The organism is Fulverythrobacter fulvus (genome assembly GCF_037154085.1).
Lineage (GTDB): Bacteria > Pseudomonadota > Alphaproteobacteria > Sphingomonadales > Sphingomonadaceae > Andeanibacterium > Andeanibacterium fulvum.
In genome coordinates this window covers 763,610-790,430 of record NZ_JBANRM010000001.1, presented here as the reverse complement: position 1 = coordinate 790,430, position 26,821 = coordinate 763,610, and the positions used below count along the sequence as shown (strand labels likewise).

General features: G+C 64.0%; 22 protein-coding genes and 1 riboswitch. Of the genes, 8 read left to right on the top strand and 14 right to left on the bottom strand.

Features of this window, described 5'->3' with window-relative positions:
- Position 1: 1 nt before the first annotated feature.
- The 9 genes from lpdA to WFP36_RS03685 form a co-directional block, all read right to left on the bottom strand.
- Positions 2–1,408, bottom strand: coding sequence for a dihydrolipoyl dehydrogenase (gene lpdA / locus WFP36_RS03725; protein WP_336977958.1), 1,407 nt, complete (start codon positions 1,406–1,408; stop codon positions 2–4).
- A gap of 113 nt (positions 1,409–1,521) precedes the next feature.
- A complete protein-coding gene (odhB, locus tag WFP36_RS03720; RefSeq protein WP_336977957.1) occupies positions 1,522–2,745 on the bottom strand; it encodes a 2-oxoglutarate dehydrogenase complex dihydrolipoyllysine-residue succinyltransferase in 1,224 nt (407 codons plus the stop codon).
- 27 nt (positions 2,746–2,772) lie between these two features.
- Entirely contained in the window at positions 2,773–5,607 is a 2,835-nt protein-coding gene (locus WFP36_RS03715; protein ID WP_336977955.1) for a 2-oxoglutarate dehydrogenase E1 component, read from the bottom strand.
- A gap of 43 nt (positions 5,608–5,650) precedes the next feature.
- Positions 5,651–6,541, bottom strand: a complete 891-nt coding sequence (sucD, locus tag WFP36_RS03710; protein WP_336977954.1) for a succinate--CoA ligase subunit alpha — start codon at positions 6,539–6,541, stop codon at positions 5,651–5,653.
- Positions 6,538–7,152 carry a hypothetical protein gene (locus WFP36_RS03705; RefSeq protein WP_336977952.1) on the bottom strand — a complete coding sequence of 205 codons (615 nt, stop codon included), beginning with the start codon at positions 7,150–7,152 and terminating at the stop codon, positions 6,538–6,540. Before WFP36_RS03705 ends, sucD begins: the two co-directional genes overlap by 4 nt.
- Before the next feature lie 7 nt (positions 7,153–7,159).
- The gene (mdh, locus tag WFP36_RS03700) at positions 7,160–8,122 is read right to left on the bottom strand and encodes a malate dehydrogenase (protein WP_336977950.1); all 963 of its coding nucleotides are present in this window, start codon (positions 8,120–8,122) and stop codon (positions 7,160–7,162) included.
- 388 nt (positions 8,123–8,510) lie between these two features.
- Positions 8,511–10,505, bottom strand: coding sequence for a putative bifunctional diguanylate cyclase/phosphodiesterase (locus WFP36_RS03695; protein ID WP_336977948.1), 1,995 nt, complete (start codon positions 10,503–10,505; stop codon positions 8,511–8,513).
- Between the two features lie 38 nt (positions 10,506–10,543).
- Complete coding sequence (locus WFP36_RS03690; RefSeq protein WP_336977946.1) at positions 10,544–10,921, bottom strand: hypothetical protein; 378 nt, start codon at positions 10,919–10,921, stop codon at positions 10,544–10,546.
- A 165-nt stretch (positions 10,922–11,086) separates the two neighbouring features.
- Positions 11,087–12,196: a cell wall hydrolase gene (locus tag WFP36_RS03685; protein WP_336977945.1), complete on the bottom strand. Its 1,110-nt coding sequence runs from the start codon at positions 12,194–12,196 to the stop codon at positions 11,087–11,089.
- 173 nt (positions 12,197–12,369) lie between these two features.
- Positions 12,370–12,580, top strand: a riboswitch (cobalamin riboswitch).
- 68 nt (positions 12,581–12,648) lie between these two features.
- On the opposite strand from WFP36_RS03685, the gene WFP36_RS03680 reads away from it, so the two are divergent.
- From WFP36_RS03680 to WFP36_RS03670, 3 genes are read left to right on the top strand one after another with little or no spacing between them, the layout of a single operon-like run.
- Entirely contained in the window at positions 12,649–13,605 is a 957-nt protein-coding gene (locus WFP36_RS03680) for an ABC transporter substrate-binding protein (protein ID WP_336977943.1), read from the top strand.
- Entirely contained in the window at positions 13,602–14,555 is a 954-nt protein-coding gene (locus WFP36_RS03675; protein WP_336978695.1) for a FecCD family ABC transporter permease, read from the top strand. Before WFP36_RS03680 ends, WFP36_RS03675 begins: the two co-directional genes overlap by 4 nt.
- Positions 14,552–15,307 (top strand): ABC transporter ATP-binding protein, encoded by a 756-nt coding sequence (locus WFP36_RS03670; protein WP_336977941.1) that lies wholly within the window; start codon positions 14,552–14,554, stop codon positions 15,305–15,307. Before WFP36_RS03675 ends, WFP36_RS03670 begins: the two co-directional genes overlap by 4 nt.
- On the opposite strand, the gene WFP36_RS03665 is transcribed toward WFP36_RS03670, so the two are convergent.
- The 3 genes from WFP36_RS03665 to WFP36_RS03655 all read right to left on the bottom strand — a co-directional run bounded on the left by WFP36_RS03665 (position 15,294) and on the right by WFP36_RS03655 (position 18,536).
- Positions 15,294–17,471: a M3 family metallopeptidase gene (locus WFP36_RS03665; protein WP_336977940.1), complete on the bottom strand. Its 2,178-nt coding sequence runs from the start codon at positions 17,469–17,471 to the stop codon at positions 15,294–15,296. The genes WFP36_RS03670 and WFP36_RS03665 overlap by 14 nt on opposite strands.
- 112 nt (positions 17,472–17,583) lie before the next feature.
- Positions 17,584–18,096 carry a hypothetical protein gene (locus WFP36_RS03660; protein ID WP_336977938.1) on the bottom strand — a complete coding sequence of 171 codons (513 nt, stop codon included), beginning with the start codon at positions 18,094–18,096 and terminating at the stop codon, positions 17,584–17,586.
- On the bottom strand, positions 18,093–18,536 hold the full coding sequence (locus WFP36_RS03655; protein ID WP_336977936.1) for a hypothetical protein: 444 nt from the start codon (positions 18,534–18,536) through the stop codon (positions 18,093–18,095). The genes WFP36_RS03660 and WFP36_RS03655 overlap by 4 nt, the downstream gene beginning before the upstream one ends.
- Positions 18,537–18,793: 257 nt before the next feature.
- Here WFP36_RS03655 and WFP36_RS03650 point away from each other — a divergent pair, with 257 nt between their 5' ends.
- The 3 genes from WFP36_RS03650 (at position 18,794) to WFP36_RS03640 (ending at position 22,456) form a co-directional block, all read left to right on the top strand.
- Positions 18,794–20,182, top strand: a complete 1,389-nt coding sequence (locus WFP36_RS03650; protein WP_336977934.1) for a porin family protein — start codon at positions 18,794–18,796, stop codon at positions 20,180–20,182.
- A 126-nt stretch (positions 20,183–20,308) separates the two neighbouring features.
- On the top strand, positions 20,309–21,268 hold the full coding sequence (locus WFP36_RS03645) for a transferrin-binding protein-like solute binding protein (RefSeq protein WP_336977932.1): 960 nt from the start codon (positions 20,309–20,311) through the stop codon (positions 21,266–21,268).
- A gap of 222 nt (positions 21,269–21,490) precedes the next feature.
- On the top strand, positions 21,491–22,456 hold the full coding sequence (locus tag WFP36_RS03640; protein WP_336977930.1) for a HupA family protein: 966 nt from the start codon (positions 21,491–21,493) through the stop codon (positions 22,454–22,456).
- 114 nt (positions 22,457–22,570) lie between these two features.
- Here WFP36_RS03640 and WFP36_RS03635 read toward each other — a convergent pair whose 3' ends face one another.
- Positions 22,571–22,933, bottom strand: coding sequence for a hypothetical protein (locus WFP36_RS03635; protein WP_336977929.1), 363 nt, complete (start codon positions 22,931–22,933; stop codon positions 22,571–22,573).
- Here WFP36_RS03635 and WFP36_RS03630 point away from each other — a divergent pair.
- Positions 22,902–23,747 carry a HupA family protein gene (locus WFP36_RS03630; RefSeq protein ID WP_336977927.1) on the top strand — a complete coding sequence of 282 codons (846 nt, stop codon included), beginning with the start codon at positions 22,902–22,904 and terminating at the stop codon, positions 23,745–23,747. The genes WFP36_RS03635 and WFP36_RS03630 overlap by 32 nt on opposite strands.
- Before the next feature lie 24 nt (positions 23,748–23,771).
- Here the strand turns inward: WFP36_RS03630 and WFP36_RS03625 are convergent, their stop codons facing one another.
- Positions 23,772–24,383, bottom strand: coding sequence for an HdeD family acid-resistance protein (locus tag WFP36_RS03625; protein ID WP_336977925.1), 612 nt, complete (start codon positions 24,381–24,383; stop codon positions 23,772–23,774).
- Between the two features lie 550 nt (positions 24,384–24,933).
- On the opposite strand from WFP36_RS03625, the gene WFP36_RS03620 reads away from it, so the two are divergent.
- Positions 24,934–26,769, top strand: a complete 1,836-nt coding sequence (locus tag WFP36_RS03620; protein WP_336977923.1) for a transferrin-binding protein-like solute binding protein — start codon at positions 24,934–24,936, stop codon at positions 26,767–26,769.
- The last annotated feature ends 52 nt before the right edge of the window (positions 26,770–26,821 follow it).

Genomic DNA, 26,821 nt, shown 5'->3' with positions numbered 1-26,821 from the left:
CTTAAATGTGGATAGGCTTGCCCATCACTGCCATCGCCGCTTCCTTCAGCGCTTCCGAATGGGTCGGGTGCGCATGGCAGGTATAGGCGATATCCTCGCTCAGCGCGCCGAATTCCATCGCGAGCGCGGCTTCGGCGATCATCGTGCCAGCCACGCTGGCCACGATCCACACACCCAGCACGCGGTCGGTCTTGGCATCGGCGATCACCTTCACGAAGCCGTCCGTATCGCGATTGGTCTTGGCGCGGCTGTTGGCGACCATCGGGAACTTGCCGACCTTGATCTCGCCGCGTTCCTTCGCGGCTTCCTCGGTCAGGCCGACGCCCGCGATTTCCGGCATGGTGTAGACCACGCTGGGGATCACATCGTGGTTCACGATGCCGATCTGTCCGGCGATGAATTCGGCCACGGCAATGCCTTCATCCTCGGCCTTGTGGGCCAGCATCGGGCCGGGGATCACGTCGCCGACAGCCCACACGCCATCCACGGCAGTGCGGAAATCGTGGCGGGTTTCGATCTGGCCGCGCTTGTTCAGTTCCAGTCCGATGGCTTCGAGGTTCAATCCATCCGTATTGGGCTTGCGGCCGATGGCCACCAGCACGCAATCGGCTTCCAGCGTTTCGGCAGTGCCGCCAGCGGCGGGTTCCAGCGTTAGCGTGGCCTTCTTGCCCTTCACGGTGGCGCCGGTCACCTTGGTGCCCAGCTTGAATTCGATACCCTGCTTGGCAAACAGCTTCTGCGCTTCCTTGCGCATTTCGCCGTCCATGCCGGGCAGGATCTGGTCGAGGAATTCCACGACGGTGACCTTGGCACCAAGGCGGCGCCAGACCGAGCCGAGTTCCAGCCCGATCACGCCGCCGCCGATCACTACCAGATGGTCCGGCACCTTGGGCAGGGCCAGCGCGCCGGTGGAATCGACGATCACGCCCTTGTCATTGTCGACTTCGACATTGGGGAGGGGAGTGACGGAAGAACCGGTGGCGATGACGACATTCTTTGCCGTTACCGTCTGCCCGGCGACTTCGACGGTGTGCGCATCCTTGAAGGTGGCATGGCCCTTCAGCCAGTCGACCTTGTTCTTCTTGAACAGATATTCGATGCCGCCGGTCAGGCCTTTGACTGCCGTGTCCTTCTCGCCCAGCAGGGTGGCCAGATCGATTTCCACCTTGCCGGTCTTGATACCGAACTTGGCGAGCGCGCCGTGGGCGGCTTCCTCGAACAGTTCCGAACCGTGCAGCAGTGCCTTGGAGGGAATGCAGCCGACGTTGAGGCAGGTGCCGCCGAGTGTCTCACGGCTTTCGGCGCAGGCCGTCTTCAGGCCCAGCTGCGCCGCACGGATCGCTGCGACATAGCCGCCGGGACCGGCACCGATGATGAGGACATCGTAATCGTAAGACTGGTCAGCCATTGGGGCCTCCGTGGTGCGCGTCCTTCGACAGGCTCAGGACGAACGGAACTCTTCACTCAAAACCAATGTCCGCTCACCCTGAGCTTGTCGAAGGGTGCGCGAACCATTCGCCATTACAGATCGATCAGCAGACGCGTCGGGTCCTCGATCGCTTCCTTGATGATCTTCAGCGCGGTCACGGCTTCGCGGCCGTCGATGATGCGATGGTCATAGGACAGGGCGATGTACATCATCGGACGGATGACGATTTCGCCGTTCACCACAACCGGGCGCTCGTCGATCCGGTGCAGGCCGAGCACGGCGCTCTGCGGCGGGTTGATGATCGGGGTGGACATCAGGCTGCCGAACACGCCGCCATTGGAAATGGTGAAAGTGCCGCCCTGCATGTCGGCCATGGTCAGCGTGCCGTCCTTGGCCTTCTTGCCGTAATCGGCGATCGACTGTTCGATCTGGGCAAAGCTCAGCTTGTCGCAATCGCGCACCACCGGCACGACGAGGCCGTTCGGCGCGGAGACCGCCACCGAGATATCGACGAAATCGTGATAGATGATCTCGTCGCCCTCGATCTGGGCGTTCACGGCGGGCACGTCCTTCAGCGCCAGCACGGCGGCCTTGGCGAAGAAGCTCATGAAGCCCAGGCGGACGCCGTGCTTCTTCTCGAACACGTCCTTGTACTTGGCGCGCGCCTCGATCACGGCCGACATGTCGACATCGTTGAAGGTGGTGAGCAGCGCGGCATTTTCCTGCGCGCTCTTCAGGCGCTTGGCGATGGTCTGGCGCAGGCGCGTCATCTTCACGCGCTCGACCCGGCGCTCGCCCGTGGCGGCAGCGACCGGCGCGGCGGCCGGGTTGGCGGCGGGGGCGGGCGAGGCTTCCTTCGCCTTGGCTGCGCTCAGCACGTCTTCCTTGGTCAGGCGGCCATCCTTGCCGGTGCCCTTCACGGTCGAGGGGTCGATCCCGTGTTCCAGCACAGCGCGGCGTACGGCGGGCGACAGGGTAAGGCTGTCGGTCTCTGCCGGTTCGGGCGTCACGGCGGCGGGGATTGCCGGAGCCGGAGCCGGCTGGGCGGCAGGTGCCGGAGTAGCGGCGGCCGCAACCGCGCCTTCTTCCACCAGCGCGAGGACCGCGCCGACTTCCACCGTATCGCCCAGGGCGACCTTGTACTCGCCCATCACGCCCGCAACGGGGCTGGGCACTTCCACGGCGACCTTGTCGGTCTCGAGGCTGGCAATGGGTTCATCCGCCTTCACAGCTTCGCCGGGCTTCTTCAGCCATTCGCCGACGGTGGCCTCGGTCACGGATTCGCCGAGCGTGGGGACTTTGACTTCGATGGTCATGGTCGTTCTTCCCTGTGGGGGTCAGGCTTACTTGCCCTTCGCCTTGGCGGCGGCGGGGGCGGAATGGTCGAGGCCCAGCGCGGCGGCGACCAGCGCCTCCTGCTGTTCCTTGTGCTTGGAGGCGAGGCCCGTGGCGGGCGAGGCGGCGGGATCGCGCCCGGCATAGCAGGCACGCATGCCTGCCTTGCCTGCTGCGGTCAGCGCGTCTTCGATCTGGCTTTCCACGAAGAACCATGCGCCATTATTGCGCGGTTCTTCCTGGCACCAAACCACTTCCTCGAGATTGCTCATCCGCGAGAGGCGCGCGGCCAGCGGCTCGCCCGGGAAGGGATAGAGCTGCTCGACCCGAACGATCGAGACATCGTCCAGTGCTTCCTTGTCGCGCGTTTCGATCAGGTCATAGGCGACCTTGCCCGAACAAAGCACGAGGCGGCGGACCTTCTTGTCCTCGATCGGCTTCGTATCCGAAACGAGGCGCATGAAGTGGCCTTCGCCGGTGAACTCGCTCGCCTGCGATTTCGCCATGGGATGGCGCAGCAGCGATTTGGGCGACATGATGATCAGCGGCTTGCGGAAGGGACGCAGCATCTGCCGGCGCAGCACGTGGAAGTAATTGGCCGGAACGGTGATGTTGCACACTTGCAGGTTATCGCCCGCACACAGCTGCAGGAAGCGTTCCAGGCGAGCGGAACTGTGTTCCGGCCCCTGGCCTTCATAGCCGTGCGGCAGCAGCATCACGAGGCCGTTGGCACGCAGCCACTTGGCTTCGGACGCGGCTATATACTGGTCGATGATGATCTGCGCGCCATTGGCGAAGTCGCCGAACTGCGCTTCCCACAGCACCAGCGTCTTCGGGTCGGCGCTGGCGAAGCCATATTCGAAGCCCAGCACGCCATATTCGGACAGCGGGCTGTCATAGACCTCGAACTTGCCATGCGGCAGTTCGCAGAGCGGGATATACTTGCGCTCGTCGCGCTGGTCGATCCAGGTCGCATGGCGCTGGCTGAAAGTGCCGCGGCTGGAATCCTGCCCGGACAGGCGGATGCCGAAGCCTTCCATCATCAGGCTGCCGAAGGCGAGCGCCTCGGCCGTCGACCAGTCGAAGCCCTTGCCGCTCTCGAACATCTCGCGCTTGGCATCGATCACACGGGCCAGCGTCTTGTGGATCTCCAGATCCGCAGGAACGGTGCTGAGCGTGCGACCAAGGCTTTCGAACAGCTTGGGTTCGATCGCGGTATTGATGTTGCGGCGGGCGGTTTCCGGATCGGCCGGCTTGTTCAGCCCGCTCCAGCGGCCGGCGAACCAGTCTGCCTCATTGGGCTTGTAGCCCTTGCCAGCCTCGAATTCCTGATCGAGCACAGCGATGAAGTGGGACGCGGTTTCCCCGGCCCAGTTCTTATCGATCACGCTTTCTTCGATCAGGCGCTGGGCATAGATCTCGCTGACACGCGGGTGCTGACGGATCTTGGAATACATCAGCGGCTGAGTGAAGCTGGGCTCGTCGCCTTCGTTGTGGCCGAAGCGGCGATAGCACCACATGTCGATCACGATGTCGCGCTTGAAGGTCTGGCGATATTCGACCGCAAGCTTGCAGGCGAAGGTCACCGCTTCCGGATCGTCGCCGTTCACATGCAGGATCGGGGCCTGCACGCCCTTGGCCACGTCGGACGGGTAGGGCGAGTTGCGCGCGAATTTCGGGCTGGTGGTGAAGCCGATCTGGTTGTTGATCACGAAGTGGATGCAACCGCCGGTGCTGTAGCCGCGCACGCCGGACAGGCCGAAACATTCCCAGACGATGCCCTGGCCGGCAAAGGCCGCGTCGCCATGGATCAGGACGGGCAGAACCTGCTCATGCTTGTCCAGATCCTCGCGGAAGGCCTGCTGCGCGCGGACCTTGCCCAGCACCACCGGGTCCACCGTTTCGAGGTGGCTGGGGTTGGGCACCAGGCTCATGTGAACCTTGATCCCGTCGAATTCGCGGTCGGTGCTGGTGCCGAGGTGATATTTCACGTCGCCCGAACCGCCGACGTCTTCCGGATTGGCGCTGCCGCCTGAGAATTCGTGGAAGATCACGCGATAGGGCTTGGCCATCACGTTGGCGAGCACGTTGAGGCGGCCGCGATGGGCCATGCCATAGACGATCTCGCGCACACCCAGCGCGCCGCCATACTTGATCACCGCCTCCAGCGCCGGGATCATGGACTCGCCGCCATCCAGGCCGAAGCGCTTGGTGCCGACATATTTCTTGCCGAGGAACTTTTCATATTCCTCGCCGCGGATCACGGCGGCCAGGATGGCCTTCTTGCCGTTCTCGGTGAACTCGATTTCCTTGCCGGCACCTTCCATGCGCTGCTGGAGGAAGCGGCGCTCGTCCAGATCGGTGATGTGCATGTATTCGAGGCCGACATGGCCGCAATAATTGGCCCGCAGGGTGTCGACGATCTCGCGCACGGTCGCCCATTCGAGGCCGAGATTGCCGCCCATATAGACCGGACGGTCCAGCGCGGCGCCGGAGAAGCCATGATATTCGGGCGTGAGGTCGGCCGGCAGTTCCCGCTGATGCAGACCCAGCGGGTCCAGATCGGCCGCAAGATGGCCGCGCACGCGATAAGTGCGCACCAGCATCATGGCGCGGATCGCATCCGCTGCCGCCTGCTCGATTGCCCGTTCGTCAAGCTTCAGTCCGGCCTTTTCGGCGGACTGCTTCACCACCGCCTTCATGGCGAAGGGATCGAGCGCCTGCGTGAGGTCGTCCTCGCTCGCCACATCGGTCAGCGGCCAGCGGGGATTCTTCCAGCTGGGGCCGGGTTGCGGCCCTTCGGAGCCGGTATCGAGCGGGAAATCGTGCAGTTCGTTGCCCATTGGGTTCACCGTAATAGGCCCCCGCCGAAGCGGGGGTGAGGGATTACGCCAGTTCCTTCAGCAGATCCGCCAGCGTGGTGCCGAGTTCGCTGGGCGAGGGGGAGACGCGGATGCCCGCTTCTTCCATCGCAGCGATCTTGTCTTCCGCGCCGCCCTGGCCGCCCGAAACGATCGCGCCGGCATGGCCCATGCGGCGGCCCGGAGGGGCCGTGCGTCCGGCGATGAAGCCGACCATCGGCTTCTTGCGGCCGCGCTTTGCCTCGTCCTTCAGGAACTGGGCGGCTTCTTCCTCGGCGCTGCCGCCGATTTCGCCGATCATGATGATCGACTTGGTCTCGTCATCGGCCAGGAACAGTTCCAGCACGTCGATGAAGTTGGTGCCGTTCACCGGGTCGCCGCCGATGCCGACCGCCGTGGTCTGGCCAAGGCCCGCCATGGTGGTCTGGTGCACGGCTTCATAAGTGAGCGTGCCCGAACGGCTGACGACGCCGACCGAGCCCTTCTTGAAGATGGAGCCCGGCATGATGCCGATCTTGCATTCGTTGGGCGTCAGAACGCCGGGGCAGTTCGGGCCGATCAGACGGCTCTTGCTGCCGGACAGGGCGCGCTTCACCTTGACCATGTCGAGCACGGGGATGCCCTCGGTGATGGCCACGATCAGTTCGATCTCGGCATCGATCGCTTCCAGGATCGAATCCGCGGCGAACGGCGGCGGAACGTAGATCACCGAAGCGGTGGCGCTGGTGGCGTGCTTTGCTTCGGCCACCGTGTCATAAACGGGGATACCGATATGGCTGGTGCCGCCCTTGCCGGGGGTCACGCCCGCGACCATCTGCGTGCCATAGGCCACGGCTTGTTCCGTGTGGAACGTGCCGGTGGCGCCGGTCATCCCCTGAGTGATGACCTTGGTGTCCTTGTTGATGAGAATGCTCATAGATCGGTAAACTCCACCGAGGAGGCAGTGAAAACGAGGCCGGACAGGGGAATGCCGGCAAGCGGTTCGGGAAGCACCGTGCCCTGAGGCACGAAGCTGATTTCCATTTCCATGTGGCCCGGTTTCAGCCCCGGGTTCCAGACGAACTTGCTGCCACCGGGAATGCCGTTGGGCCGTTCCGCCGGATCGCGAACAGCCCAGTCGCGCAGTTCTTCCAGCGGAAGTGCGGCGGGGGCGGAAAGATCGTAGACGCGGCAGCCATGCGAGACGATACCGTCCAACTCCACGCCGGAAATCACCGTGAACAATTCGCGTCCGGCAACCGACTTGCGCCAGATGCCGCCATCCAGAATCTGCACGGTGGGGTCTTCCTTCGCCATCAGCTCTTCGCCGGAGGCGACGATGCGGGCAATCGCACTGTCGGCAGCGGGGGAGTAATGTTCCCAGCCGGCCGCCTGGGCCGAAGCCTGCGCGACGGGAATCTCCTCGATCCCCGAACAGGCCGTGGCAAAGGCTGCCAGAACCTCGCGTGCCGGATAGGGTTCCGGCTCCGCGAGGTCCTCACTCGCTGCTGCCGCTGCGAGGGGAAGAAGGGCTGCGGCGAGGATCAAGTCAGACTCAGCCCAGGCTCGGGTCGATGCCCTTGCACGCGACGAGCAGTTCCTTGACCGCATCGACCGAGGTCTGGAAGTTGGCCTTGGCCGCGTCGTCCAGCGCGATTTCCACCACTTCCTCCACGCCATTGGCGCCGACCACGGCGGGGACGCCGACATAGAGGCCATCGAGGCCATATTGGCCGTCAACATACACGGCGCAGGGCAGGATGCGCTTCTGGTCGCCCAGATAGGCTTCCGCCATGGCAATCGCCGAAGTGGCGGGCGCGTAATAGGCCGAACCGGTCTTGAGCAGGCCGACGATTTCGCCGCCGCCCGAACGGGTGCGAGCCACGATCGCGTCGATGGCTTCCTTGCTGGACTTGCCCATCTTGACCAGATCGTCGACCGGGATGCCCGAAATGGTGGTGTAGCTGGTGACCGGCACCATGGTGTCGCCATGGCCGCCCAGCACGAAGGCGTTCACGTCCTTCACCGAGACGCCGAATTCCCAGGCGAGGAAAGTGGCGAAGCGCGCGCTGTCCAGCACGCCGGCCATGCCGACGACCTTGTTGGCGGGCAGGCCGGAGAATTCGCGCAGCGCCCAGACCATCGCGTCGAGCGGGTTGGTGATGCAGATCACGAAAGCGTCGGGCGCGTGGTTCTTGATGCCTTCGCCCACGGCCTTCATCACGGAGAGGTTGATGCCCAGCAGGTCATCGCGGCTCATGCCCGGCTTGCGGGGCACGCCGGCCGTGACGATGATCACGTCCGCGCCAGCGATATCGGCATAATCGTTGGTGCCGGTGATCTTCGCGTCGAACCCTTCGACCGGGCCGCACTGGGAAAGGTCCAGCGCTTTGCCCTGGGGAATGCCCTCGGCAATGTCGAACAGGACGATGTCACCCATCTCCTTCTTCGCGGCGAGGTGGGCCAGGGTGCCGCCGATCATGCCGGCGCCGATGAGGGCGATCTTCTTGCGAGCCATGTGCGATGCTTGCCTTTCGCGAAAGAGCGGGAGCGATGCTCATCCGAATGGCGTGCGCCCCGCATCCCGCGAGAGGCGAACGCCCCAAGTTTGAGTCGGCCCTAGGCCTGTGGATTTGCTTTGGCAACCGCGAAAAGCCGCCAATTTTGCTTATTTTGTGATAACAGTTCGCAATATCAATTAGGGTAAAAACGGAACGGGAATTGCCCCGCGGCAGCGACCATGAAAGGGCGCCCGCACAGGCTGTTGCATGCAGGTGAATACCCGTTGCGAATGTCCGGAAGATGAACCCGCCAAGCGGGGAGGGAAAGGGCGGCGGCGGTGACTCGGTCCGGGACCGGGTCTGGCCGCAGGCGCGCGTCAACTGGCGTCGATCAGGCGGTGCCGATCAGCCAACCAAGCGGATGGCGGGTTCCTTGTCGCGTTCCTGCGCCAGCAGGGTAGCGGCAAGGTAATCGGGCACGGCGCGGCTGAAATAGTAACCCTGGCCCAGGGTACAGCCGGCATCGCGCACGGCGCGGACCTGTTCGATGGTTTCGAGCCCTTCGGCCACGATGTCCATTTCCAGCCGCGAGCCGAGTTCGGCCACGGCGCGGATGATCGCGTCGCTCTTGCGGCCGACATTGGGGCCGGAAACGAAGCTGCGGTCCACCTTGATCTTCTTGAAGGGGAACTTGTTGATGTAGCCGAGCGAGGAATAGCCCGTGCCGAAATCGTCGAGCGCGAAGCGCACGCCTTCGGCTGCCAGCTTCTCGATGAAGCGGGCAGTGTGGTGATTGTCTTCCAGGAACAGGCTCTCGGTCACTTCCAGCTCAAGCCGCGAAGGATCGAGCTTGGCTTCCTTCAGCGCGTTCAGGATGCCCAGCGCCGAACCCGGAGCCTTGATCTGCACGGGCGAGAGGTTGACCGCGATGGTCACGTCTTCGGGCCACTGGGCGCAAGCCTTGGCGGCCTGTGCCGTGATCCAGTTGCCCAGCGTGATGATAACGCCGGTTTCTTCGGCGACCGGAATGAACTCGTCCGGGCGCAGCTCGCCCTTTTCGGGGTGGAACCAGCGCACCAGCGCTTCGAAGGTCTTGATCCGCCCGGTTTCGAGATCGACAATCGGCTGGAAGAAGATCGACAATTCGTCGCGCTGCAGGGCGGCGCGCAGTTCGGCCTCGATCTCCTTGCGGCGCATCAGGTCGCGCGTCATCGAAGCGTCGAAGAAGCTCGTCTGGTTCCGGCCGTTCACCTTGGCGTGATAGAGCGCAAGGTCCGCGCTTTGCATCACGGTGTCGAGATCGGTGCCGTCGTCGGGCATCAGGGCGATGCCCATGGAAGTGCCGATTTCCAGCCGTTCGCCGTCGATGCGATAGGGGCGCGAGATTTCGTCGAGCAGGCTGCTGGCGAGGCGTTCGCTTTCCGAGCGCGTGTCCACTTCGCATACCACGATGAACTCGTCGCCGCCGAAACGGGCGACAGTTGCGCCATCGGGCGCGGTTTCGCGCAGGCGGCGGGCGACTTCGGTCAACACGCGGTCGCCCACCGGATGGCCGAGCGTGTCGTTCACTTCCTTGAACTTGTCGAGATCGAGCCAGAACAGCGCGAGCTTCTGGTCGTCGCGCATCGTCATCAGTTTCTCGACCATCTCGTGGTTGAGACCGGCACGGTTGGACAGGCCGGTGACGACGTCGGTGCGGGCAAGGTCGCGCATCTTGTCGGCCATGCGCTGGCTGGTCTCCGCAGCAGCGACGGATTCGCGCAGCACGTCGAAGATGTTGAACGTCACCGAGGCCATTGCCGGGATCAGCAGCAGGGTGGTGACGGAAAAGACGATATAGATCGGTTCGGCCCGGATCGCCGCGACCACGATCAGCGGAGCGAGCGAGAGAATCATCTGGCCCAGCGCGATCATCGGCAGGCCGGCATTGCGAGTGGACGTGCCCGCGCCATAGGCAATGGCATAGCTCACTGCCAGCAATTGCAGGCTGGTCGAAAGGTCGAACCAGATAGTAAGCGCGCCGATCGTGCCGACCAGGAAGGCGAAGCTGAAGGCGCCCGCTTCATAGAGAAGCTCGAGCAGCTTGGCATCGCGCCGGTCGCTCTCGGGGCCAAGGCTGGCGGCCATCCCCACGCGCATCACCGCAACGGCGGTAAGCAGCAGCGCGGCGATGATGATCTGGAGATTGCCCGACACATAGGCCACCGTCGCCGCCGCGCTGACGCCGCAGAGGGCGCCGATCGCGAGGCTGGAGGGCTGCGTGTATAGGGATGTGACGAGCTTGCGACGAACGCGATCGTCCAGCGCATCGCCGGAGATGGTTCGTGCAAGGATTTCCTTGACCTTCTTTATCGGTCGTCTCCCGATCGTCACGCGCTCGGGATAGCGAGAAGAGGTCACTGAATGGTTAAGACGATCCTTACCAGCACCTGTGGGTTTTATCGGCCCGGAGGATTAACGCCTTCGAATTCACCGGCCTGGCTGGCCAGTCGGGCGGCCATTCGCCGGTCGAGCGTGCGGCATACGCCCAGCCACCAGCGATAGGTCTCGCGGTCGCCCGCAAAGAAGGCACGTTCGGCCTGATTGCGGGCATGATCGGCAGCGCCGATGCCGTGCTGGGCGAACTGGCGCAGCGCGGCATGCAGGATCGCACGGTCGGCAGCGGGATTGCTTGCAGAATTCAGGGCGGCATTCAGGGCCGCTTCGGGGCGCAGGGCGATGTTGTCGTTCGCCGGGCGTGCCATGGTGGCGCGGGCCCGCGATGTGCTGAGGCTGGGAATCAGCCGGCCATCGGCGGCGGCGAAATGGATCGTCATAAGACTGGAACCTTCATCATCCCGGCGGCGCCCTGGTCACTTGCCGGGCGCTCGACCTGGGACGTTCCTAGCGGGGCAAGTTGAAGCCTTCGTTCCCGCGCATGGTTTCCAGCCTGTAAACCTTTGAAAGCGGTGGATTCCTGACCTGCAACGCCTCGTCGTGCGTCAGGGGCGGCCTATCCATTGGCCGGACTGCTGGTACTGGCTCTTCACTTCGCCGCCCGCAGGCAGGCGGTTGCCGGAATAGAGTGTCTCGCCGCCGCGCGCTTCGATCTCGGTCGAATAAGCAGGGGCAGGCGCGTTCTGCGTGGACTGCGCAGGGGCACTTGCCCCGCCACGGGCGGAAACGGGTGTTGCGGCCTGCGAATTGGCCAGCGTCGCCTCGTAACGGCGAGCCAGTTCGATGGGATCGGCGAGCGATGCCAGATCGGGCGCAGCGGTGGGCCGATGGCGCTGGGGCAGGGGCTCGGCCCCGTAATAGGCTTGGGTAAAGGCTGCCGGCAGCCCCGCCGCGCCGCGCCAGCGGTAGAAGGTATGCGCGCCGATAGTGGTGATGTTGTTCAGGCTGTCCGCCCAATAGGGATGGATCTGCACGGTGTGGTAATGGGTGGCGAGGCCCACCGGGCGATAGACCGAGCCGGCCAGCGCCGCCATCGCCACGCGCTGCGCCCGGTCCCAGAACTTGCGTGCGGGCGCGCGGGCAAGCGAGCCGTCGCAGGTGAAGCTGAACTGGCACCCGGTCGAGCGTTCGGACCCCTGGAAGACCACGCCGCACACTGTGTTGGGATAGGCGGGATGCGTCACGCGGTTGAGCACCACCTGAGCCACGGCGCGCTGGCCGGCATCGGATTCGGTCGCTGCCTCGTAATAGATCGCCATGGTCATGCATTGCAACGCGCGCGCCTTGTCGATCGCGCTGCCGGCAAGGGCGATAGGCCGGGCGGCGGGGCCGATTGCAGGATCGGCTGCACCGGGCTGGGCTACCGCGAAAGTGCCGCCGACGGGTGCGGCCGCGAAGGCAGAGGGCTCGTCCGCAAGGTAATAGAAGGCCGAACCGGGGAAGCTTTCGCCTGCGACCTCGAAGCCCAGCGGGCTTGCGGCTTTCGCTTCCTCGCTGCCGAACAGGTCGAGGCTGCGCCATTCGGCAGGCGCTGCGACCGCTGGAACGCCAAGGGCGAGCGCCAGCGCCGCCAGCTTCCGCCCACGATGGGAAGCGCGCGGTTTCGCCCGCAGGAAGGAGCGGGGGCTGTCAGTCAGGACGGCGGAAGCGGTCAAAAAAATCTTTCGGGGCCAAGCAGTGAAGAACGCGCCGCGGCGCGTATCGCCAAACCGGGCGTTCCGCAGCTGCGAATTCCGGTTCGTGCCGAAGCGGTACAGCGTACCCCTAGAGGTTAATTGCTGAATATCGGGTAAGCGCGGTGCTTGCGGCGCTTGGCGGGGCGTCCTATCGCTAGCCGCGCGTCATGGGTTGCCCGCGAGAGCGGGCCGAAGAGGGAAGCAGGTGAGGGGCACGCCCCGAATCCTGCGCTGCCCCCGCAACTGTGACCGGGGAGCCGCGCGCCCATCAAGCCACTGCCGCCTTTGCGAAGGCAGCGGGAAGGCGGGTGCGATGGCTGAGATCCGGCGAGCCAGGAGACCTGCCCATAGCGCGTCGTTCGGCCTCGGGCGGGGTGTACCGATGGCAAGCGCACTGGCCTGTGCGGGCATGTCCGCGCGCGCCTTTCGCCATGGACGGCACTTGTGTCGTGGCGGGAGGTATGGTGCGTAAATATCTAATATCCATGATGGTTCTGGCCGGACTGGTGGGGTGCACGCCTGCGGGGAAGGGCACATCATCAACGAGCAGCCCGACCATCGTGTCGCTCAATCCCTGCAGCGATGCGATCCTGGCCGAGGTCACCGGGCCCGGCCAGTTACTCGCCATTTCCCATTACAGCCACGATCCGCGTGCCACCTCGATGGACCTTGCCACGGCCCGTCGCTTCGCCGCCACCAGCGGCACGGCGGAGGAAGTGTTCGCGCTGAAGCCGGATGTGGTGGTGGCAGGCAGTTTCCTCCCCGGAGCAACCCGCCGAGCCTTCGAGCAGCAGGGCATTCGCGTCGCAACACTCGACGTTGCCCACGATGTCGGCGAAAGCGAGGCGCAGGTGCGCCAACTGGCGGCGCTGGCCGGACGCCCGGCGCAGGGCGAGGAACTCGTGGCCCGGATCGAGGTGGCGCTGGACAAGGCCCGCCCACCACAGGGTGCGGCGCCGGTGGAGGCGCTGGTGTGGCAGCAGGGCGGGATCGTCGCGGGGCCGGGCAGCCTGATCGCCGATCTGCTCCACCGCACCGGCTTTGCCAGCCATGCCGCCGCGCGCGGGCTGGGGCAGGGCGCCTATCTGCCGCTCGAGCAAGTGCTGGCCGATCCGCCTGATCTGGTGCTGGCCGCTGGCGGTGAGCGTGCGCTGGGCCATCCGGCGCTCAAACAGTTGAAAGGCACGCAGTACGAGCAGCTCGATCCCTCGCTGCTGTATTGTGGCGGGCCTACCATCGTACGCGCGGTGGAGCGGCTGAGCGAAGTGAGGGCCAGCGTCGGGATGCGTGCTTCGACAGGCTCAGCACGAGCGGTGTTAGGGCGCTCCGAAAAAGACCCGTTCATCCTGAGCTTGTCGAAGGACACGCGGAAACGGTGGCAGATATGACCCGCCCCGTTCCCCTCTTCCTCCTCGCGCTGGCCCTTGCCATGCCGCTCTCGCTGCTCGCGGGCCGCGTGTGGATCGATCCGGCGACAACGCCCAATGCGGCGCTGATCCTGATGGAACTGCGTTTGCCGCGCGCGCTGCTCGCGTTGGCAATCGGCGGCGGGTTGGGTGCGGCCGGAGCCGCGATGCAGGGCTATCTGCGCAATCCGCTCGCCGATCCGGGGCTGTTCGGCATCGCACCCGGCGCGGCTTTGGGCGCGGTGACGAGCCTGCTGTTCGGATATGCCGCTTGGGTCTGGCTGCTGCCTGCCTTCGCTCTGGCGGGCGCGGCCGGGGCCATGGCGCTGCTGGCGCTGATCGCCGGGCGGAGCGGCGGGATCGGGCTATTCACGCTGGCGGGGATGATGATCGCCAGCCTTGCGGGCGCGCTCACCTCGCTCATCATCAGCCTTGCGCCCAATGCCTTCGCCATGAGCGAGATCGTCACCTGGCTGATGGGCGCACTGACGGACCGAAGCTGGGCGGATGTATGGATCGCCGCGCCGCTTACCTTTGCGGGGATCGTGTTGCTGCGGCTGGCGGGGCCCTCGCTCGACGCGCTGACGCTGGGCGAGGCGGCGGCGCGATCGCTGGGCGTGAACCCCGCGCGGTTGCAAATATTGCTGGTGCTGGGCGTGGGCCTGACGGTTGGCTCGGGTGTGGCCGTGGCCGGGATTGTCGGCTTCGTCGGGCTGATCGTGCCGCATCTGGTCCGCCCCCTGACTGACCGGCGGCCCAGTTCGCTGATCCTTCCCAGTGCGCTGGCGGGGGCCTTGCTGGTGCTGGTGGCCGACTGCCTGTGCCGCATCCTGCCGCTGGTCACCGAATTGCGGCTGGGTATCGCGTTGAGCCTGATCGGTGCGCCGTTCTTCCTTGGCCTGCTGCTGAAGATGAGAAGGGGGCTGGCATGACGCTTGCGGCGCAAAAGCTGGAGGTTCGGCTGGGCGAAGCCGAGATCCTGTGCGGCATCTCCGCCAGCCTGCTTCCGGGAACGGTCACGGCGATCTGCGGGCCGAACGGAGCGGGCAAGTCCACGCTGCTGGCGGCTTTGGCCGGGTTGGCGATGCCTTCCTCAGGCGAAGTGTTGCTGGACAATGCGCCGTTCCCCGCTCTCCAATTGCGTGAACGGGCGCGGGCTATCGGCTATCTGCCGCAGGCGGGTGAGGTGGCGTGGGATCTGTCCGTGCGCAATCTCGTCGCGCTAGGCCGCCTGCCGCATGGCGATGAGGGGCAAGAGGCTATCGAGGCGGCGCTTGTGGCCTGCGATCTGGAGGGGCTGGCCACGCGCCCGGTTTCCACCCTTTCAGGCGGGGAGAAGGCGCGGGCTCTGCTGGCGCGCGTTCTGGCGGGGCAGCCGCGCTGGATATTGGCGGACGAGCCGCTTGCCGCGCTTGATCTGGCGCATCAGCTCGGTCTGCTGGCTACGCTTCGGCAGGCGGCCGATGCCGGGGCCGGGGTAGTGCTGGTGCTGCACGATCTGGCGCTGGCGATGAACCATGCCGACCGGGTGCTGCTGCTCGACAAGGGTGAGCTTGTGGCCGATGCGCTGCCGGAGGATGCGCTGAGCGATGTCAGCATCGCCCGCGTCTGGGGCATGACCGCGCGCTGGCTGGGTCAGCCAGGCGCGCGGGCGCTTGTCGCAGAAGGGCTTACTGCCCGCTGAGGCCGCGTGCTTCCAGCATCGGGGCGATCTGCGGATCGTGGCCCGAATAATCGCGATACATGTCCGCATAATCCTTCGTGTGGCCCTGGCCGAGGAAAGTGGCGCGCACGTGATCGCCATTGGCGCGGGTCGGGCCGCCATTCTTCACGACCCAGTCCCACGCATCGTGGGCCAGCATCTCGGTCCAGATGTAGGAATAATATCCGGCGCCATAGCCGTTGGACCAGATATGCCGGAAATAGGGCGAGCGATAACGCGGCGGGATCAGGGTCGCGTCCAAGGGCGCCATTTCCGCCAGTTCCGCCTTCTCGAATGCGGCGGCGTCCACCTTCGCATTGGCCGGGGTGAGATCGTGCCATTTCATGTCAAGCAGGGCAGAGGCCAGCAACTCGCCGAAGGACAGGCTCTGGTTGAACTTGTTCGCCGCCTCGATCTTCTGCACCAGCTCGGCCGGGATGGTTTCGCCGGTCTGATAGTGCTTGGCGTAATTGTTCAGAACTTCCGGAAAAAAGGCGAAGTTCTCATTGAACTGGCTGGGAAATTCCACGAAGTCGCGCGCGGTATTCGTGCCGGAAAGGCTGGGATATTGCTGGCTGGCGAAGATGCCGTGCAGCGCGTGGCCGAATTCGTGGAACATGGTGTTCACGTCGTCCGCCGTGGCGAGCGCCGGCTCGCCAGGGGCGGGCGGGGTGATGTTCTGCGTGTTGTAGATCACCGGCTTGTCGCCCAGCAGGTATGATTGCTCGACGAAATTGCCCATCCATGCACCGCCCTGCTTGTTCGGGCGGGCGAAGGGATCGAAATAGAATACCGCCATCTCGCTGCCGTCCTTGTCGTAGACAGTGTAGACGCGCATGTCGGGGTGGTAGGTGGGCAGGTCGGTCCGGCGCTTGAAGCTGATGCCGTAGAATTTGTTGGCGGCGAAGAACACGCCGTCTTCCAGCGTCTTCCACACTTCGAAATAGGGCTTCACTGTCGCATCGTCGATATCGTAGCGGGCCTTGCGGACCTTCTCCGCGTAATAGGACCAGTCCCACGGCTCCAGCTTGATGTTCTGCCCTTCGGAGGCGGCCATTTCCTCCAGCATTGTGCGCTCGCGCTGCTGCGTGGCGGCAACGGCGGGGACGAAGTCCTGCATGAAGGAAATCGCCTTGGCCGGGTCTTTCACCATGCGATCGTACAGCGCGAAGGCGGCGTAGTTCGGCTGGCCCAGCAGCGCGGCCTTGGTGGCGCGAAGCTGCGCGATTTCCTCGATCGTGGCGGTCAGATCGTACTGGTCGCCGCCGGAGGTACGGTCGATGCTGGCCTTGAACAGCTTCTCACGGCTGGCGCGGTTGGTCAGGCTGGTGAGTTGCGGCTGCTGCGTGGTGTTGATCAGGGCGAGGGCATATTTGCCCGGGTGGCCCATTTCGGTGGCGAGCTTGGCCGCAGCGTCGATTTCCGCCTGGGAGAGGCCGGCAAGGTCGGATGCCTGGTCGAAGATCGGGGCCTTGGCGGCAGTCGCCTCGGTCAGCTTCTGGGAGAATTCGGTCTCCAGCCCGGCAAGCCGACCGTTGATTGCCTTCAGCTCTTCCTTCTGCTTCGCGTCGAGCAGCGCGCCGGCATGGACGAAATCGGCATAGGCCGTTTCCAGCAGCATCGCATCCTCGCCCGTCATGCTCATCGCGGCGCGATTGTCGTAAACCGCCTTCACGCGCTGGAAGAGCTTGTCGTTGAGGTAGATCGCATCCTGCATCGCCGCCAGCTTGGGCGAGATGTCCTTGTCGATCGCATCGAGCGTGTCGTTGGTATTGGCGGCGGTCAGCTGCCCGAAGGGATAATAGGCGCGCAGGAACATCTGGCCCGAACGCTGCATCGCCACCAGCGTGTTGTCGAAAGTGGGTGCATCGGGATTGTTCGCAATCGCGTCGATCTCGGCCAGCTGGATCGCAATGCCCTGTTCCAGCGCGCTGCGGAAATCCTCGTCCTTGAACTTGGTGAAATCCGGAGCATGGAAGGGCAGGGTGGATTCCTGCGCGAAATAGCCGGTGGCCTGCGGGATCGTGGCCGGCGGAGTCCTGGTGGTGCTGTTCACGGTTTCGGCATTGCCCGTTCCAGCGCATCCGGCAAGTGCCACGGCTCCAAGAACGATCGGGGCAGTGGCGGCAAGCAGGCGGGTCTTCATCGGGCTCATCTCCTGTTGCGGGCGCGAAATGGTTGCGCCCGAAATCAAAGCCTCGGGCATGCCTGCAAATCGTCGACTGAACAAGGGGTGACCGAAACCGAAGCGGGACGGCTCAGGGCGTGCAGGGCTTGCCTTCATATTCATTGCGATGCGGCTCGTAGGTCGAACCGTTCCACCGCAGCACGGGGAAGCAGAAACCGGGGCCGCCCACTTCCAGATCGGGCCAGTTGGCAGAGCCGCGCGTTTCGAGCGCCCGCAATATGCCGATGCCCTGATCCATCAGTTTCCACTGACCGGAGGCATCGCGGCTGACCAGATAATAGCCTTGCCCGGTGAAGCCATAGCAGAAGCTGCTGCTCTCGGTGATGACCGCCTCCGGCTGGCCGTCGCCATTGAGGTCCGCCACCTGTTCGATCTGGCCGGGCACGTAAGCTGCCGAGCCGGGATCGTCGCAGGCGTGCCAATCGCCATTCTGCAGCTTGAAACCGGCCGCGGCAAAGGCAGCCGCATCGTCGGCCGGTTCCATAGGGAAGGCTTCGGCAGGGGGCGGCTCCACTGCCAGCAGCGGGGCGGTAAACCCCGCTGCGAGCATTGCCGCCAGCGCTCCGGCGCGGCGCAGCCTCACGGCTTGGCGGCGGCGGCAGTCTGGCCGCAACGCGCGATCTCGCCTGCCTTGCAGGCTTCCACATCGTCACGCCACTTGGCCATGGCGGCCTGGTAATCCTGTTCGCGCTTGGCCTTTTCGGCCTCATAGGCGGCCTGCGCGGCAGCCTGATCGGCGGCGATCTTCACCTTCGCCTCTTCCACTTCCCTCAGTCCGCGATCGTATTCGGCCTGGGAATTGGCGTTGTTCTGCAGCTGGCCGGCAGCGAATTCGGCCTGTTGTTCGTTCGCAATCTTGCGCTGGGCGACTTCCTCGGGCGAATTGCCTTCGGGCAGGGCGGAAGCATCCGTCTGCTGGGCAAGAGCGGGCGCGGATATGGCCAGCAGGGTGCCCATGGCCAAGGCGGCGGGCAGGGCGGCAGGCAGGGCAAGGCGACGGCAAAGGGTTGCAGGGCGTTCCATGTCGGACTCTCCTTCTTCTTCGCTCGGACAATGCGGAGCGCAGGCCCGGATGGCAAGGGCTCAATGGCACCCTAAGGCGCCGTGTAGCGAGCGATTCCGGCAAGCTATCTGCCTGCAACTCCTTAACCTGAAATTGCTCCATGCCCGAAGTGGTTCCCGAATGCCCCTCTCGACCGTCAGCGCGGCGGAAGCTATGTCCGCGCCATCTGCAAGCGCGGTGTGGTCGGTGCCGCGAACACGTGATTAGGGGATGTAAGGTGAAATTACCGGCTATTGGCGCGGCTCCGCTGGCATTGCTGGCGTTCGGCATCACGTCCGCGCCCGCGCTTGCTCAGCAAACCGGTGCGGCGGACGGTGCTGTTCCTGCGGCAGGCGCTCCTGAGGCAGGGGGCGGACAGGACAGCGGTGTGGAAATGACCGCGGCGCAATTGTTCCAATATGCAGATGCCGCGCGCGATCGCGCGGATTTCGAAACGGCGGAAGCCGCCTATCGCGCGCTGATGGAAGATCCCGATCTGGAATTGCGGACCGAAGCGCGCTTTCGCCTTGCCCTGATGCTGGCTGACCAGATGGGCAAGCCGCGCGAGGCGGCCGTGCTGCTGCGGCGCATTCTGGACGACAAGCCCGATGCCGCCGCCGTGCGCCTCCAACTGGCGCGTTTGCAGGCGCAGATGGGCAATATGAGCGAGGCACGGCGCGAATTGCGCGCGGCCGAAGCCACCGGCCTGCCGCCGCAGGTGGAACAGCAGGTGCGCTTCTTTGCCAATGCCCTGTCCGCGTTGAAGCGTACCGGCGGCGGGTTCGAAGTGGCCGCCGCGCCCAGCACCAATATCAACAACGCCACCCATTCCGATACGCTCGGCACGATCATCGGCGATTTCACGCTGGACGAGGATGCCAAGGCGCAGTCCGGCATCGGCCTTTCGGTGCGCGGCCAGCTCTATCACCGCATTCCGCTCAGCACGAAGACGGACATCCTGCTGCGCGCCTCGGGCTCGGCGGATATCTACCGCAAGAGCCGGTTCGACGATTTCTCCGCCTCGCTCCAGGCGGGCCCGCAATGGCGCTGGGGCTCGGACCGTTTCTCGCTCGCCGGGGCGGCCAGCTGGCGCTGGTACGGGATGGACCCCTACAGCACCTCCTACGGTGTAACCGGCAACTGGCAGCACCCATTGGGCAAGCGCACTCAGCTGCGGATGGATGGCACCGTGCTGCTGGAAGACAATCACCGCAACAATCTGGAAGACGGGGAACGCTACACTTTGGCCATTGGGTTGGACCGCGCCTTTTCCGCCCGTTTCGGCGGCGGGTTCCAGCTGAACGGATCACGCGATGCAGCGTCCGATCCCGGCTATTCCACGGCCAGCGGGGGCATCAACACCTATCTCTATCGCGAGATGGGGCGGACCACGGCAGTGCTCAATCTGGGTTACCGCCGCCTGGAAGCGGACAAGCGCCTGTTCCTCTATCCCCAGCGCCGCAAGGACGACAATTTCTCCGCCAGCCTTTCGGGCACGTTTCGCGGCCTGACCTTCGGCACCTTCGCGCCGCTGGTGCGGGTCGCCTATCAGCGCAACTGGTCGACTGTGGAGATCTATGATTTTGACCGGATTTCGGCGGAAGTGGGGTTGGTTGCGGCGTTTTGACGGGACTGCGGGCGATCTCTCCGAAATGGAGGTGCCTTCGCTTTCTATTGGGCTGCAGGACGATATGTCCGTCCAATAGCGTGCGTGCTCAGGCCGGTGCCCGTATCTGCGTGCGGAGGGGGAAACATGGGGATATTGCGCCTGGCAACAGGTGTTTCGCTGGTCGCGCTCGGCCTGACTCTGGCGGCCTGCGGAGGGGGTGGCGTGAATTCCACGCCTACGCCGTCGCCGAGTCCTCCTCCGACGCCTGCGCCGACGCCTGCGCCCGTGTATGAGGTCTACTCTTCCCAGACTGGGGCCAAGACGTTCAAATTGAGCGGGATAAAAGCCGTACAGAGTGATCTTCTGGCCACGACACCGCCGGTCGCCACATCGCTTCCCTATGCAAGCGGCGTAGCCATGGAGGTCGACTTCGCTGAAGGCAGTGTGGAGGCGACTCTTCCCGGTGGACAGAAGGTGGTGTTCCCTCCGGAAAGCGAGATGGTCACGCCCATTCCGGGGCAGTGGCAGCTCTATCAGTTGCAGGACGGCCTCGGGCGCTGGACCTATTCGCTCAGCGTGCTGGACCCGGAATTCAACGGAGTTCCCATGTCCTATCTGCGTCTCGCCACGATCGACTGGACGACATATGAGAACGACACTTCCATGACTCCTACAGGCTTTGCTGGCTACAGCGGCGTGTTCGGTGTTGCGACACAGGATGGCGATCTGCCGACTTCCGGCTCTGCTTCATATTCGGCGAAGCTCGTTGCCGGCGGCGCGCTGAGGTATGACGGTGGGGTTGACCTGAATTACTCGCTGGATTCCACGGCAAGCTTTTCCGCTGATTTCCGTGCGGGGACGGTGTCTACATCGCTCCATCTGATCGGCGTGAAAGATGCTATCACGCAGGATTTGGGTACTATGACCGGGGCTGGAACGATCGCCTCCGGCGGGCCAGGTTTTGCGGGTACTCTCGGCGGCTCTGCGAATGGTCTTTTCTCGGGTGCCTTTTTCGGGCCGAAAGGGGTGGAGATGGGCTATTCGTTCTACGTGGAGAATGCAGGCTTCAATGCCAGCGGGACGGTGGTCGGCAAGAAGAACTGAACCGCTCGAACCCATCCCCGACTTCCCGCAAATTCGACGGATCGCCCATGGTAATCGGCCAGCGGCGGACAGGGCGGCCGGTATCTGGTCCCGCTTTTGCGGAAATGGGGTACAGAACCCCCTGCCCAAGGCGCGCTTTTTGGTGCAGGAAGCGCGAATTAAGGTTTGTGTGCTGCCGGTACGTCTAGTGCTAGAGGCCGGGTGAAAGCGGGAGTTTCTGTGATGAGTGCGATGCGGATGATGGCGGGGGCTTCGCTCCTCGTGCTGGGGCTGACTGTGGCCGCCTGTGGTGGCGGCGTGGATTCGACCCCGACTCCTACGCCTACCCCCACCGAAACGCCGACACCCAGCCCGTCGCCGGTCGTGCCCTATATCACGGTGGCCGAAGCCTTCGCTTCGCCCAGCAACAAGATCTTCCGTTCGGGCGGCGTGACCTGGTCGAAGACCGGCACTGCCGATGCGACCGGCCACAAGAACTTCGCCTTCGGTACGGCGTTCGTGGTCGGCTACAATGAAACCACCGATACCTATAAGGTGACGCCGGTTTCCTTCGGTTCGAGTGCATCCGGGACCGCGCTTGACGCTGTGGAATTCCCCATCGGCTCGGCAACGCCGGGCGCTACGTCAAGCTTCACCAAGACCACCAGCGGCGTGACGGATACGTTCAATATCGCCATTCCGCAGGTTGCCAGCGTGCCGCTGTCCTACACAATGCTGTTCGACTTCACGCGCAGCACCAGTTCGACCGGCAAGGTCGAACGCTGGCTGACCGTGGGCGGCATTCCGACCCAGTCCGGCGACATGCCGCGCACCGGTTCCGCCACTTACAACATGATGGTGGATGGTTCCGCCACGCGCGACGGCGACAGCAAGACCTATATGCTGGGCGGCCTGTCCAGCGGCACGTTCTCTGCCAATTTCGCCGACAGCAAGATCACCACAACACTGAACCTCAAGGGCGAGGCCACCGGCGGAGCGACGAGCGATTTCGGCACCGTCAATGGCACGTCGACCTTCATTTCCGGCTCTCCGGTGTTCGGCGGCGAACTGACCGGGGCGAACAGCACCAAGGGCGCGTTTTCGGGCAGCTTCTTCGGCCCGCAGGCGGGCGAGGTCGGTTATAGCTGGTATTTCCTGGGTTCGGATTTCGACGCCCAGGGCTTCGCCGCGGGCAAGAAGCAGGAGTAATCTGCAGGTGCCGGCCGTTTTCGTGTGGAAGCGGCCGGCACAAAATGGGGCAATGGCGGCCGGGGGGCCGTTTATGGCGTAAAGCCAATAGGGGGCATTAATGAGCAGAATCCGTTACGCGGCGGGCGCGTCGCTGGTTTCGATCGCCATGGTGATGGCCGGTTGCGGTGGCGGCGGCGTGAACAGCACGCCCACGCCTTCGCCTACTCCCGCCCCCTCGCAAACGCCCACCCCGACACCCTCGCAGACCCCGACGCCCACACCGTCGCAGACGCCCACGCCTACACCGTCGCCGACTTCCACGCCGACACCCACTCCGTCTCCGACGCCGAGCCCCACGCCGACGCCGAGCCCCACGCCGACACCTACTCCGTCGCCTACACCGACCCCGTCTCCCACTCCGACGCCTACGCCCACTCCGCTGCCGACGCCGATTTCGTCGGTGATGAGCGGGCTGCCGGCGGATACGGCGATCAACACTGCGTCCTTTTATGGCGGGGTGACCCTGTCCGGTTCGGTCAGCGGCGGTCGGAACAATTACGGTTCGACGGTCCAGGTCCGCTATTCGGTCACCACCGGCAAGATCGAGATCCTCAAATCGGGCAATGCGGTTGCGTCCTTCCTGCCCTCCGATCTCGACACCACGAATAGCGGCGACGGGCTGGCGATCTTCCAGAAGGGGCAGGTGACTATCCCGCTGAGCACTACCACTCTGCCCAAGGAAGTGCTGGAACTGCATGTTCCGCAGATCGGCGGCGTTCCGCTCAGCTATACGCGCTTTGGCACCTATCTGAATCTCAATGTCAGTCTGCTTCAGCAGAAGATCGATCCGCTGGCGGCATTCGTTTTCGGCCAGCCGACGGCGAGCGGCAGCATGCCGACCTCGGGCAGTGCCACTTACAGGTCGGATGTCTATGGTGCGGTCTTCGTTCCCAACGGCACGAGCCCCTCGCTCTACGCCATGGGCGACGGCAGCGGATCGGCGACCTTCAGCGCCAATTTCGCCAGCGGCACTGTGTCCACGCTGATCAACCTGGCGGGCAATGACGCGCTGGGTAGCGGCGGTTATGCCACTTTCGGCTCGGTCAGCGGCTCGGGTTCGATCCTGTCGGGCGGGCCGGCCTTCAGCGGTAGCCTCTCGGGTTCCGGCAGCGGCGGCTTTACCGGAGCTTTCTTCGGCCCGAGCGCGGTCGAGATGGGGTATGTGTTCAACGTCCAGGGCACGTATAACAGCACCGAATTCGTCGCTTACGGCAACGTCTTCGGCACCACTGCCTCACCCCCGCCCTGAGGCGGGGAGGGGTACGATCGGGCGCTACGCGGCTTCCTTGCGCAGCCGCAGAGCCAGCATCACCAGCGCGATACCGCTTGCCAGCGCATAGAGCCCGATCAACCAGCCCAGCGAGATGAGCGAGGCACCCGGCGCCACGGCCAGCATTGCCAGGATCGCCACGCCCAGCAGCACCGACAGCGCGCCGGACAGGCCGAGCAGCCATTCGCCCTCGATCTCGCGGCGCAGGCGGATCGCGGCGAACAACTCGAACAGGCCAGTGAACAGCGCCCACATGGCCAGCATGATCACCAGGAACAGTGCATAGGTCGCCGCGGCCAGCATCGGCCAGACGAAGAACAGCACGCCCACCGCGATGCCCAGCAGCCCGGAAAAGACCAGCATTCCCCAGCGATCCGCATGGCTGCGCGCGCCCCTGATCCCGGCGCCGAGCGACAATAGGCCGTCAGCAAAGCTGAACGCGCCGAACAGCATGGCAAAGGCAAACACCGTCAGCCCGGGAACCAGCAGCGCCAGGATGCCGAGCGCAATCGCCAGCAGGCCGCGGACCAGAAACCAGCGCCAGTTATGGCGAGGCAGGACGAATATGGATGCCTGAAATTCGGCCGAATTTACGGGGTTGCCGGAACTATCCATGGAGTTTCTCCTGCGATGGGGCGGTGTCGGTCCTTTGCGATGGCGTGTCGGGGCCAGGGCGGTTGAGCAATTCTGCCTCATTTTTCCGGGCGAGTCATATGATTGCATCCGATTGGGACTAGGTCGTAAACTCATAGATGCCACCCTCGAGGCATCTATGAGTTTGCGACCTGATCCTGCCTGCGGCGAACCTCACAATTCCGTCCAACGGATGGACCTCGCACTGAACGTCCTGGACGACTTCCACGATCCTGTCCGCCTTGTTCTGCAAGGGCGTTGCCCAATATGGCATGACGGCTTCGTCTATCTTCCCATCCGCACGAATATTTGCGGAGCAGCCAGGAGTCTGGCGGCTTGCCCGTGGTGCCGGGGAATTCCCGCGTCGGGAGCAGTGCCGCTGGCCGAGTAATGTGTTCACGTCCGTTTCGGACGCAGTCCTTCGGCTAAACGGCGGGCGGGACTGCCGGATTTCATCGATCTGTCACGTGCGCTTCCTAGCCCGTTTAGGAATTCGGGTGGCACTGCGGGCTGCCTCAAGCGGGGGTTTGCAATGGGTTATGCGCGTTTTGCGGCAGGGGCTTCGCTCGCCGCGCTGGGGCTGATGCTGGGTGCATGCGGCGGGGGCGGGGTGAATTCCACGCCGACGCCGACTCCCACAGGCGGTACACCGACCCCCACGCCGACCGCAGGCACACCGACGCCGACGCCGTCCACAGGCACCAATGACGATTTGCTGACTCCGCTGGCGAGCGAAAACTTTGTCAACGACGGCGTGAGCGGCAGTGCAAACTATCCAAAGAATGGTTCACCGGGCACCAACTCGGCGGCATTCTCCTCAATCGGTGTGGTCTACGACGCCTCGGCAAAACGCTACACGATCACTGGTGGGGGAAAGTCGCAATCCTTCGGCGCTTCTGATCGCGATGCGGCGCAAAGCAACGCCTTGATCGACGTATATGTCCGCAAGAGCGGAAATACGACGGATTCTCTGACCATGACGAGGCCCGGAACGAGCGGGCGCATGACCTATCGCTATGTCGGAGCAGGTTTCTGGCAGCGGACCGTTGAGAGTAACAGCGCAATTTCAGGCACGTTCGACGCATTCACTTACGGCGTGGAAACTCCCGATGCGAATATGCCGCATAGCGGCAAGGGCAATTTCACCACCGACATGCTCGGGGTGATTGCCTATTACGATAATCTTGTTTCCTTCAGCGGCGAAGGTGTGTTGGGGGTCGATTTCGGCACGGGCAAAATTCTGCTCTCAGGCGAATATACGACAATTGAACCCGGAACCGGCGTTCCTCATTCTCCGGTTGCCTATGATGGCGAAGCGACGCTTACGTCCAACACGAACGAATTTACCGGGCGGCTTTTCATCTTTCCCATGTACAATCAATTGAAAGGCCGTTTCTACGGTCCTGGCGCGGATGAGCTGGGCGCCGTCTTCGTCGGTTCGGACACCAATATCACAATCATGGGAACGCTCACCGGCCGCCGCGCCGAGGCAGGCGGGAATCCCGGGCTCGATAGCCTGACGGGGGAGCATGCCTTCACCGGAACCGTCGGCCCTAACCTCTATCCCCGGTTCTGGGCGAATGGGTGGACAGTCGAGCTTGATGCAAATGGCAGGCCGGTCGCCGTACCGGGCACCTATATCGGGGGTGAACCAGATGCGGTGACCGTGAATTTCACTTCCGGAAGCTATGCCTTCGCGAAGATGAACGAACCGCTGGTAACATTCACTTCAGCGGATCGCGTGGCAGGGCAAAGCAATGCGTCCTTCTCAGCCTATCGAAGATCTTCAGGCAGCATTGCCGACGAATTGCATGTCTCCAATCCGGGCGCGTCAAATCCCACGATTGCCCTTTCCTATCTGAGCTTCGGCAGCCTTACCCATTCCGGCCCCGCGTCGACTGCCGGTCATGTCGCCTCCAGCACAGCCTATTTCATCTATGGCATGCCGATATCGTCGACCATTTTCCCTACCACCGGATCGGCAAATTATCGGGGTATCCTCTATGGCAGCGGGGCCAGTTTTTCCGGCGGGAACAACAGTTACGCCGTCTCCGGCAATTTCAATCTCACGGCCAACTTCGCATCAATGTCGGTGACAGGCGACATCTCTCCCGTTCTGACCAACGATGCGTCCGGTCAGGTGCTGAGCCTCGCTTCATTCGGCTTGAACGGTTCGATAGATGCACGGGTGCCTCGACCCATTGCGGCAAGCTTCAGCGGAGCCGGCGTGAGTTCCTCGTATTTTCGGGGCAACTTTTTCGGCCCGGCCGCAAATGAGATCGGGGCGGATTTCGGCGGGCGTGTCACGAACCCGTTCGATGGCGCGGAGACGATTGCCATCATGGGAGTCGCGGTGGGCAAGCAATAGATCGTCTTCAACGAACCTGTTCTAAGCGGGGCTCTTGACGGGCGCGAACATT